At 69.7% G+C, this 10667-nt stretch carries 6 protein-coding genes; 3 read left to right on the top strand and 3 right to left on the bottom strand.

What is annotated here, in order from left to right; genetic code table 11:
• The first annotated feature begins 64 nt into the window (after positions 1-64).
• The 3 genes from LRG07_RS09690 to LRG07_RS09700 are packed head-to-tail and all read left to right on the top strand — an operon-like array spanning position 65 to position 5618.
• Positions 65-2764: a PAS domain-containing protein gene (locus LRG07_RS09690; protein WP_238642249.1), complete on the top strand. Its 2700-nt coding sequence runs from the start codon at positions 65-67 to the stop codon at positions 2762-2764.
• Positions 2761-4248: a HAMP domain-containing sensor histidine kinase gene (locus tag LRG07_RS09695; protein WP_238633938.1), complete on the top strand. Its 1488-nt coding sequence runs from the start codon at positions 2761-2763 to the stop codon at positions 4246-4248. Before LRG07_RS09690 ends, LRG07_RS09695 begins: the two co-directional genes overlap by 4 nt.
• A complete protein-coding gene (locus LRG07_RS09700; protein WP_238642250.1) occupies positions 4245-5618 on the top strand; it encodes a sigma 54-interacting transcriptional regulator in 1374 nt (457 codons plus the stop codon). The genes LRG07_RS09695 and LRG07_RS09700 overlap by 4 nt, the downstream gene beginning before the upstream one ends.
• On the opposite strand, the gene LRG07_RS09705 is transcribed toward LRG07_RS09700, so the two are convergent.
• Genes LRG07_RS09705 through cysG form a run of 3 tightly spaced genes read right to left on the bottom strand, consistent with a single transcriptional unit; the run spans position 5615 to position 10665 of the window.
• Positions 5615-6796 carry an NAD(P)/FAD-dependent oxidoreductase gene (locus tag LRG07_RS09705; protein WP_201241922.1) on the bottom strand — a complete coding sequence of 394 codons (1182 nt, stop codon included), beginning with the start codon at positions 6794-6796 and terminating at the stop codon, positions 5615-5617. The two genes, LRG07_RS09700 and LRG07_RS09705, sit on opposite strands and share 4 nt — an antisense overlap.
• A gap of 5 nt (positions 6797-6801) precedes the next feature.
• Positions 6802-9195: a helicase-related protein gene (locus tag LRG07_RS09710; protein ID WP_238642251.1), complete on the bottom strand. Its 2394-nt coding sequence runs from the start codon at positions 9193-9195 to the stop codon at positions 6802-6804.
• Between the two features lie 15 nt (positions 9196-9210).
• On the bottom strand, positions 9211-10665 hold the full coding sequence (cysG, locus tag LRG07_RS09715) for a siroheme synthase CysG (protein WP_238642252.1): 1455 nt from the start codon (positions 10663-10665) through the stop codon (positions 9211-9213).
• Between the last annotated feature and the right edge of the window lie 2 nt (positions 10666-10667).

A 10667-nucleotide genomic window follows, 5' to 3' on the forward strand; every position in this document is an offset into this window, starting at 1 on the left:
CGGTTAACATCGATCGATAGCCATTGATCCTCGCAACCCGGCAAGGAAACCCCGCGCGGCAAACATGGTGAACCTCCCCCCGCAGCGCATTCTCCGAGCCCTCGGCGAGGGTGTAATGGGCGTCGACCGCCAGGGACGCTTCACCTTTCTCAACCCGGCCGCCCTGCGACTGCTCGGGTTCCGAGACGAAGCCAGCGTGATTGGCGAATCGGCCCATGCGCTGACCCACCACAGCCACCCCGATGGGCGCCCTTACCCGGAAGAGCATTGCCCCATCTACCGGGTCATCGAGACTGGCGAGGCCCTCGAGGCCTGGCAGGACCTGTTCTGGCGTAGCGACGGTACCGGCCTTCCCGTCCAGGTCTACGCCAGCCCGCTGGCAGCCGACGACGGCGAGATCACCGGTGCGGTGGTCTCCTTCCAGGATCGCAGCCACCAGCAGGCCCTGGAGCGGGAGCTGCGCGAGCAAAAACGGGCCCTCGAGCGCGAGCGGCAGCTGTTTATCGGCGGACCGACTGTCGTCTTCCAGTGGCGCATCACCGCTCAATGGCCGGTGGAGTACGTCTCGCCCAACGTTCAGCAGGTCCTCGGCCATTCACCCGAGGCCTTGCTCAGCGGCACCGTGCGCTATGGCGATCTGATCCACCCGGACGACTTCCGGCGCGTCGCCGAGGAGGTCGCCCACCACCGCGATCTCGGCTCGCGCCATTTCGAGCACCGCCCCTACCGCGTGCGCCACGCCGATGGCAGCTACCGCTGGGTTTACGACTCGACGGTGATCGACCGACGCCACAATGGGCCCGACTACCACTACGGCTACCTGGTGGATATCACCCGCGAGAAGGAGATTGAGCGGGCCCTCGCCGAGAAAGAGCAGCGCTACCGAATGGCGCAGAGCGCCGCCCGCTTCGGCATCTGGGAGTGGGATATCAGCACCGACCGGGTGCACTGGGACGACGACGCCTGGAGTCTGCTCGGCTACCCGCCGGAGCAGCGCATGGACATGGACTACGCCACCCTCCGCGAGCACATCCACCCGGACGATCGCGAGGCCGCGGAGAACGCCATTTACCAGCATCTGATCGCCCGCGACGACGGCAGCTACTCGCTGGAGCTGCGCCTGCGCCGGGCCGACGGCGACTGGCACTGGATCCACGCCCGGGGCCAGGTCGTGGCGCGGGATGCCGAGGGATTCCCCCGGCAGGTGCTGGGCATCCACACGGACATCAGTGAACTCAAGGCAGCCGAGCAGTCACCCCGTGATCAACGCTACCGACGGTTCCTGGAGGACTTCATCGGGATTGCCTACCAGAGGCGACTCGGTGAACCGGCCCCGGTCCTGCTGCGCGGCATGGTCGCTGAGATCACCGGCTACAACCAGGCGGATTTCATGGGCGGCCACTGCGACTGGACCTCCTTGATCCACCCCGAGGACCGCGAGCGGGTCCGGCAGCGGATCAGGGTGCTGATTGCCGAGGGCGGCACCTCGGACCTGAACTACCGCATCGTACACCGCGATGGCTCGGTGCGCTGGGTGCGCGATATCGGCCGTCTGGTGCGACTCAACAGCCAGGAAGACTGGGTCCTGCAGGGCGCGATCTACGACATCACCGAACAGAAGGAGGCGGAACGCGCCCGGGATACCTTCCTGGCTGCGGTCAGCCACGATCTGCGCACCCCCCTGAACACCATCGCCGGCTTCTGCGGGCTGCTGGCCGATACGCCACTCACCCCCCGGCAGGAGGAGTACCTCGGCTACTGCCGGAACGCGGCGGGGCAGCTGGAAGGGCTAATCGACACGCTGTTGGAGCTGTCCCGGCTGCACGCTGGCGGGCTGCGGCTTCAACCTCGGACGCTACGGCTGCGCCAATTCCTCCATGAGCAGCTAGCCCCCCTGGAGCATCAGGCCCGAAACCAAGGGCTCACCCTGCACTGGCACCCGGATGAGCGCCTCCCGGGGATCGTCCGCGGCGATCCGACCCGGCTGGCTCAGGTCCTGAATAACCTCGTGGGCAACGCCATCAAGTTCACCGAGCGCGGGTCGGTGGCGGTCTACGTGACTCCCGAAGGCGACGAGCGCATCAGTTTCCGCGTCAGCGATACCGGCCCCGGGATCCCGGAAGCCCTCCGGGCCTCCGTCTTCGAGCCATTCGCCCGCGGTGACCCAGCGCTGCACCGCGCCCCGGGGAGCGGGCTGGGGCTGGCTATCTGCAAGGAACTCGTTGCCCTGATGGGTGGTCGGATCGAGGTAACGAGCACTGAGGGATGCGGCACCACCTTCTCCTTCACCGTGTCGCTACCCACCTGCGAGGCAACGGATGCACCGACGGAGGCCGACACCGGCGTTCACGCGCCGCGGCGTCCGATCCCGGGCGACACACCACCGCAGGCCGTGGTGGCCGAAGACGAGCCAACCAGCGCCCTATTGCTCAGCAAGCTGTTGCAGCGCGCCGGCTGGGAGGTCACCACGGTCTCTGACGGCGAGGAGGCGATAGCCGCGTGGCAGCAGGCACAACCGGACCTGATGATCCTGGACATGCAGATGTCACACACCAACGGCGACCGGGCCGCAACGCGGATTCGGGAACTCGAACGGAGGCATCGGGTTCCGTATACGCCCATTGTGATACTCACCGCCCACGCCCTGGACGACGTCCGCGAGCGCGCCCTGCAGGCCGGGTGTGACCGCTACCTGACCAAGCCGGTGGCGACGGACGCCCTGCACGCCGTCCTGGACTGGGCCCGGGGTCAGAGTTCGGGATGAGGCTGCGCCCGGTCCGCCCCGCCCGGTTTCGCAACCCGTTCGGCCCTACCAAATCCCTGCTCCGGCTGCTTTTGACCGGCTTCGCGGTAGTGACGGCGCCGCTGATCCTGGCTCTGGCCATCGCCGCATGGTCCGTGGATCGGCTCGCCAGCGACAGTCAGATCGCCATCTATGAAGCCGTCGGCGTCACCGAGAACAGTGCCCACATGGCGCGTGTCGCCATGGATATCGAACGCGCTGCCCGCCGTTATGCCACCCACAACGACCCCGCCGCCCTTCAGGAGTATCGCCACTGGCGCCGCGAGCTGGCCGCAGCCGGCGCCCCGCCCGGTGCCTTCGGACCCGAGGAGGCCACCTGGCTTCACCAGGGGTTGCGGGTCGTAGAGTCCACCCTGGTGACCACGCTGCACCTGCTCGGGCCGGACCGGCCTGAGGCCACCGCCCAGGTGCCGGCACTGAGTCTGGCCCTGCACCGTTCGGTGGCCAGCATCTCCGCAGCCGGCTACCGACGGATCGACGAGGAGGTGGACCAGGTTCAGGCCTTCTCCGATCGGGCCCGCCAGATCTTCGTCTGGCATCTGCTTGCGGCGGTACCGATCACGCTGGCCTTCACCTTCTACTTTGCCGGACGCATCCACCGGCCTATCAAGGCCCTCGGTGACAACATCCGCCGGCTCGGGACGGCGGATTTCGAGCGCCCGGTGGCGGTCCGCGGCCCACAGGACCTGGAAAACCTGGGCCGCGAGCTGGATGACCTGCGCCGGCAACTGGCCGAGCTGCGCAACCAGCGCCAGCGGCTGCTGCGCCACTTCTCCCACGAGCTTAAGACGCCGCTGGCCGCCGTGCTCGAGGGGGCCGAACTCCTCCGCGATCCCACGTTCAACGGCGACCCGACACGACGCGAGGAGATCGCCGGGATCGTCCGCGAGAACGGCCACGAGCTGCGCCGCCAGATCGACAATCTTCTGCGCTTCGCGCGCCACGGCGAGGCCCTTGCCCGCCCGGCCCACTTCAACCGCCTGGACCTGGCCGCGCTGGTCCGCGAAGTCGTCGAGCGCCACGAGCTCACGGCCCGGCGCCGCGGCATCGAGATCCGGACCGACCTGGAACCCGCCGAGATCGAGGCCGATCGTGAACTCATGGCGACCGTGATCGATAACCTCCTCTCCAATGCCCTGCGCTATTCGCCGGAGAACCAGCCCATCGACCTGCTCCTGCGCGGCGACGACCAAGGGGTCACGCTCGAGGTACAGGATCGCGGGCAAGGCATCCCCGAGCACGAGCAATCGCTGATCTTCGAGCCGTTCCGCCAGGGCGAGACCCGGGGCAGCGGCTCGGTCAAGGGCAGCGGGCTGGGGCTGTCCCTGGTCCGCGAATGCCTGAATGCCCACGACGGCACCATCCAGGCGCTGGCACGTCCCGACGGGCCCGGCGCGAACATGCGCGTCTGGCTGCCCAGAGATGCGAAGGAGGCAACGGTATGACGCAACGCCCTCGGATCCTAGTGGTCGACGACGACCCGAGCCTGTGCCGGCTGATGGAGATGCGTCTGGAGGCCTCGGGCTACATGCCCACCACCTGTGAGAGCGGCGAGCGAGCCCTGGCCGAACTGGAACGCCAACCGGCGGACGCCGTGATCACCGACCTGCGCATGGAAGGCATGGACGGGCTGGCGCTATTCGATGCGGTCCGCGAGCGCTGGCCGGCCCTGCCGGTGATCATCCTCACCGCCCACGGCTCCATCCAGGATGCCGTCGAGGCGACTCGCCGCGGCGTCCACGAGTTCCTCACCAAGCCCTTCGACCCGCCCGACCTTCTTGAGCAGTTGGAGAAGGCCCTGTCAGCACGCGGCGGCCAGACCTCCGACACCGCCCGCGAGGCGGGACGGCGTCACGGCCTGGTGACCCGCAGCCCGCGCATGGAGGAAGTCCTTGAGCGCGCCTTGCTGGTCGCCGACTCCGACGCCAACGTCCTGATCCAGGGCGCCAGTGGCTCGGGCAAGGAACTCGTCGCCCGCGCCGTGCACGCCCACAGTCCCCGCGCCGAGGGGCCGTTCGTGCCGGTCAACTGTGGGGCCATCCCGGAGACGCTGCTCGAGTCCGAGCTCTTCGGGCACGTCCGTGGCGCTTTTACCGGCGCCGACCGGGATCGTGCTGGGCTGTTCCGCGATGCCGACGGCGGCACCCTGTTCCTCGATGAAATCGGCGACATGCCCGCGCAGCTGCAGGTCAAACTCCTGCGTGCCCTCCAGGAGCAGGTCATCCGCCCGGTGGGCGGACGCGACCCGATCCCGATCAACGTGCGCGTGCTCTCCGCTACCCACCGAGACCTGGAGGCCGCCCGTGCCGACGGCTCGTTTCGCGAGGACCTCTACTTCCGCCTGGCCGTCGTCACCCTGGCCCTGCCCGCGCTGACCGAGCGGCGCGAGGACATCCCCCTGCTCGCCCGCCACTTCCTGACCGAGGCCACCCGCCGCCACGGTCGTCCCGTCGAGGACCTCTCGCCGGAGGCCATCGAGGTGCTGGTCCAGGCCGACTGGCCAGGCAACGTGCGCCAGCTGCAGAATGTCATCGAGCAGTGCGTGGCCCTGAGCACCAGCGAGATCCTCCCCGAGCGCCTGATCCGCCAAGCCCTCAACCAAGATCAGGAACCGGCCATTCCCACCCTGGCCGAGGCCCGCGAGGCGTTCGAGCGTGACTACCTGATCCGGCTGCTCAAGCTCACTGAGGGGAACGTCAGTCAGGCCGCCCGGATCGCCGGGCGCAACCGCACCGAGTTCTACCGCCTGCTCGGTCGCCACCACCTCCAGGTGGCCGACTTCAAGGGCACCGGCGAGCCCCGCCACGACGTCTAGACGGCCTGGCCGGCTGCCACGCCGGAGGACCACGCCCACTGGAAGTTGTGGCCGCCCAGCTGCCCGGTCACATCGACGACCTCGCCGATGAAGTGAAGCCCGGGCACCTGACGGGCCGCCAGGGTGCGCGAAGAGAGCGCGTCGGTGTCGACGCCGCCGGCGGTCACCTCGGCCTTGGCGTAGCCGGCCGTACCGGCCGGGGTCAATCGCCAATCCTCAAGCCGCCGCGCCACCTCATCCAGGGCCTGATTGCTGTAGCCCTGCAACGGTCCCGACCAGCCCTCGAGTTCGCACAACGCCCGCGCCAAGCGTCGTGGCAGGTGGCGCTCCAAGCAACGATGCAGGGCCCGCCGGCCGCGTCCGCTGCGCACCCGGGCCAGCTCCTCGCGCAGGGCCGTATCCGGTAGCCAGTCCACGCTCAAGGGGGCCTCTGGCTGCCAGTAGCTGGAAACCTGCAGCGCGGCGGGTCCGCTCAACCCGTGGTGGGTGATGAGCAGGTCATCCCTGAACTCAGCCCCAGCACAGCGCATACGGACGGGCAGGCTGATCCCCGCCAGAGATCCGATCGGCCGGTGGAGGTAGTCCGGCAGGGTCAGCGGCACCAGCGCCGGGCGCGTCGGCTGCACCGGCAGGCCGAACTGCCGGGCGATGGCGTATCCCAGGCCGCTGGCGCCCATCCGGGGAATCGACAGGCCACCAGTGGCCACCACCAATGCCTCGGCGTGCACCGTACCGGTCGGGGTTGCCACGGCGAAGCCCGCCGCCGTCGAGCCGACGCTACGAACCCCCGTCGCCATGCGCAGCTCCACCCCCGCCCGCGCGCACTCATCGAGCAATAGGTCGAGGATCGGGCGGGCCGAGTCACGGCAAAACAGTCGCCCCGGCTCACGCTCCTCATAGGCAACGCGGTGGCGCTCCACCAACTCCAGGAAGGCGGCCGGCGGGTAGCGCCGCAGCGCCGAGATGCAGAAACGCGGGTTGGCCGACAAGAAGTGCTCCGGCCCGCTATCAAGGTGGGTGAAGTTGCAACGCCCGCCCCCCGACATGAGGATCTTGCGTCCCGGTTTGCGAGCGTGATCGAGCACCACCACCCGCCGGCCCCTCCCGGCGGCGGTGGCGGCACACATCAGCCCGGCGGCACCGGCACCGATCACGATCACATCGGTCTGTTCCGTCATCACTCCTACCGAATGTCGACGACCCGACTGGCCCGCTGGAAGCGGACCCGCCAGCCCGGCCAGGCCGGTAGTTCCCAGCGCTTCGGATCGGTGCGGCGGATGCCGCCGACCTTCTCAGCGACCACCTCCCGGCGCCGGACGTGGTAGTGGATACGCAATTCGAGATCGGGGAGTTGGAGCCGGCGCGGATAGCGCTCATCGAAGTCGGATCGCTGCCACTCCGGAATCCCCGGGAAACGCAGGTCCCCGGGCTCGAGCAGCGCGAGATCCTCACCCCGCTCCACGCCCAGGCGCTCGAGCTGCTCCAGCAGCCACGGCCGCGGCTCTGGAACAGCGCCCTCGGCATACCCCAGAGCGACGTACAGGGCCCACGCCTCCAGATCGTCACGAAGCCGACCACCGGCCGGCGCCAGCAGCGCGTCCTCCAGGATCAGGTCGGCCGCTGCCTCGCGCGCCGCGGCTCCCTCCGGCTCCACTTCCTCGCACCCGATGCAGCGCCCGGCAAAAAGCCACTCGCGGCGGGCAGTCAGTCGCTCCCCAGTCCATGCCGGCTCGCTGATCCCCTCGCTGCAGGCGCCACTGGCAATGACGCATGGCAGCGGCAACGGCGCCAGCGCCGTGGCCACGCTGATGGTCTGCCGCGTGCCGCGACCGGGGACACTGTGCGCACTGAGGACCAGCGCCGCCTCGGCCTCCTCCGGGAACCAAGAGTACTCGCCGAGCACCACCTCGTCGCCGGCGCCATTGCCGAGCGCCTGCCGCCTTCGCTGCCGACGCACATAGAGCCAGGTCGGCATCGCCCGGGCGGCGGCGGTCAGGGCCCGCTCGACCCGTGCGCGGTCGACGCCCGGTACGCCCACCTCCCTCGGCCTCGCCTCAGGCCGCGGCAGTATCGGTAGATCGAGCAATTCGCGCAGCTGACCTGCCAGCCGTCGCGCTTCCTCCCACGCCCGCGCATCGACCTGCACACCGGGGAGACGCTCACAGCGCAGCGCCGCCACGCGTAACCGGGCATCGCAGCGCTGCCCAAGCAACCCGGCCAGCTGCTCGCGTTCGTCGGGATCGCCGCGGACCTGCAGCCAGCGATCCCCCACCGCCAGCCCGGCAATCCAGTCGGCCATCAAGCCACCGATCTCGGCGTCGGGCATGGCAAGCACGAGATGGGCCAGCTCCGGATCGACGGGCATGCGGAACAGCCGTTGCCCCCGCGGGGTGATGCCCCCAGAGGCATCCAGAGCCCCCATCGCCTGGAGCAGCCCCTCAGCCTGCTCCAGGCTCTCGGCCCGGGGCGTGTCCACGAAGGGCAGATCGGGGATCCGATAACCGGCACAGGCTCCCGCAAGCACCAGTTCGGTGAGATCCTCGCGCAACACCTCCGGCGGAGCATGCTCGGGCAGCGGTGCGGCATGCCCCCACAGTCGATAGCAGGTGCCCGGCTGCAGACGGCCGGCGCGCCCCGCGCGCTGCGCCGCGCTCGCCCGCGAGATCGGTTGCAGCGAGAGAACCGTCCGGCCGTTGCGGCGCAAGGTCCGCCGTTCCAGGCCGCTGTCCACCACCGCGGTAATCCCAGGTACGGTCAGCGAGGTCTCGGCGATATTGGTGGCCAGTACCACGCGACGCGTCGTTCCCGGCTCCAGCGCCCGGCGCTGCTCGGACAGCCGGACCCCGCCGTGGAGCCGGATCACCTCGGCTTCCACCCCGGAGAGCGCCCGGCGCGCCTCCTCGATCTCACCCTGTCCGGGCAGGAAGGCGAGCACGTCCCCGGCCGTCTCGTCCAGCGCCCGCCGGATCGCCTCGGCCAGGCGCTTGCCGAGATCTCTGCGCTGCGGCATGGTCCGGGGCTGCTCGCCCAGGTGGCATTCACCCACCGGATACCCCCGGCCCGGCGTCTCCAGGTACGTGCCACCCAGCTCCTTGGCCAGTCGCTCCCCGTCCACGGTTGCGGAGGTGATCACCAGGTGCTGAGCGGCATCGGCGCGCAGCAACGCCAGGAGCAGGTCGGTGTCCCAGCGCCGCTCGTGGAACTCGTCGAGGATCACCGTCGTGAACTCGGCCAGCCGCCCCTCGGCCCGCCAGCGCAGGGCCACGCCGGGGGTAACGAACAGGATGCGCGTCCGCTGCGAGTAGCGGCGCTCCAGGCGGACGGCATAGCCCACGCGCTCTCCCGATTCCGTCGCCATTTGTGCGGCCACAAAATCGGCCAGGCTGGTCGCCGCCACGCGGCGGGGCTGGACGACCAGCACCGGACCGCCGGCCTCCGCCGCCCAGACCGGCAGCCGAGTGGACTTGCCGGAGCCGGTTGCGGCCGCCACCACGCAGTGGCCCTGCTCCAGCGCCCGGGTGAACGAAGGACGCAGCGGGTCGATGGGCAGAGCCGGATCTTGCTCCTCCTCGCTCATGAGGTCCTCACCGGATTAGCCGTTCAGCCCGCCCGTCCAGCAGGGGTCGATACTCGCCGCCGCATCGCGCTCCTCGGCCTCGCCGCGGTACCAGCCCAGGCGCGGATGCAGCTGCACCGTCGGCCCGACCACCACCAACGCTGGACTCTCTAGCCGCTCGAAGCGGACCCGCTGTGCCAGCGTCCGGAGATTGCCCAGAACCACCCGCTGCTGCGGTGTCGTCGCCTGGGCGACCACAGCGGCCGGATGCTCGGGCGGGAGCCCACATTCGCGTAGTTGTTCGCAAACCGCCTCGAGGTTGACCAGGCCCATGTAGATGATCAGCGTTTCGTCCTCGCGATAGGGCGCGTGGGCCCTCATCTGCGGGTGCCCGGCACGCCGGTGGCCGGTGAGCAGGCGGCAGGTCTGGGCGTAGTCCCGATGGGTCAGTGGGATGCCGGCGTAACTCGCCGCCCCCTGGGCAGCACTGATGCCCGGCACCACCTGGAAGGGGATGTCGTGCTCGATCAGGCCCTCGATCTCCTCACCGCCGCGGCCGAAGAGGAACGGATCACCGCCCTTGAGCCGGAGCACCCGCTTGCCGGAGCGGGCCAGATCGATCAGCCGTTCGTTGATCCGCTCCTGTGGCAGCGTATGCCGCCCCCGTCGTTTGCCCACCGGGATCCGCTCGGCCTCCTTGCGCACGAGATCCAGCAGGGCCGGCGCCGCCAGGCGGTCGTAGAGCACCACGTCCGCCCGCTGCATGAGCCGCAGCGCGCGGAAGGTCAGCAGATCGGGATCCCCGGGGCCAGCCCCAACCAGAAAGACCTCCCCACGCGGGGCCGGCCGCGCCCGCTCCTCCTCGAGCAGCCGCAACAGCTCGGCCTCCCCCTCGGCCTCGCGACCGGCAAGCACCGATTCCGCGGCGGCACCATCAAAGATCTGCTCCCAGAACCGCAACCGCCAGTCCTTGTCCGGCAAGGCCACACGCACCCGCTCGCGCATCCGGCCAGCCAGGCGCGCCAGCCGACCGTAGGCCGCCGGCAGCAGGGTCTCCAGCCGGCTGGCGATCTGTCGAGCCAGCACGGGGGCGGCGCCGCCGCTAGAGACCGCCAGTTGCAGGGGCGAACGATCGACCTGCACAGGTGTTATGTAGGTGCTCAATGAAGGGCGTCCGGCTACATTGACCGGGATCCCCCGGACGCGGCAGGCGTGATAGATGGTGCGGTCGGTGGCCTCGTCCCCGGTGGCCCCCACCACCAGTGCTGCGCCTTCTTCCATGCCCGGGGCGAACCCCTCGGCGCGGTGGTGGAGTTCGCCGGTAGCGTTCTCCAGCAGGCGCTCACACGGCGCACCCAGCTCCGGCGCGATCAGCTCCACGCGGGCGCCGGCCCGCAGCAGATCACCGGCGCGTCGGGCCGCGGCTTCGCCGCCGCCGACCACCAGGCAGCGACACCCGTCAAGCTTGAGGAAGATCGGATAGTGGTGCATAG

The organism is Halorhodospira sp. 9622 (genome assembly GCF_022228025.1).
In the GTDB taxonomy this organism is placed as follows: Bacteria; Pseudomonadota; Gammaproteobacteria; order Nitrococcales; family Halorhodospiraceae; genus Halorhodospira; species Halorhodospira halophila_A.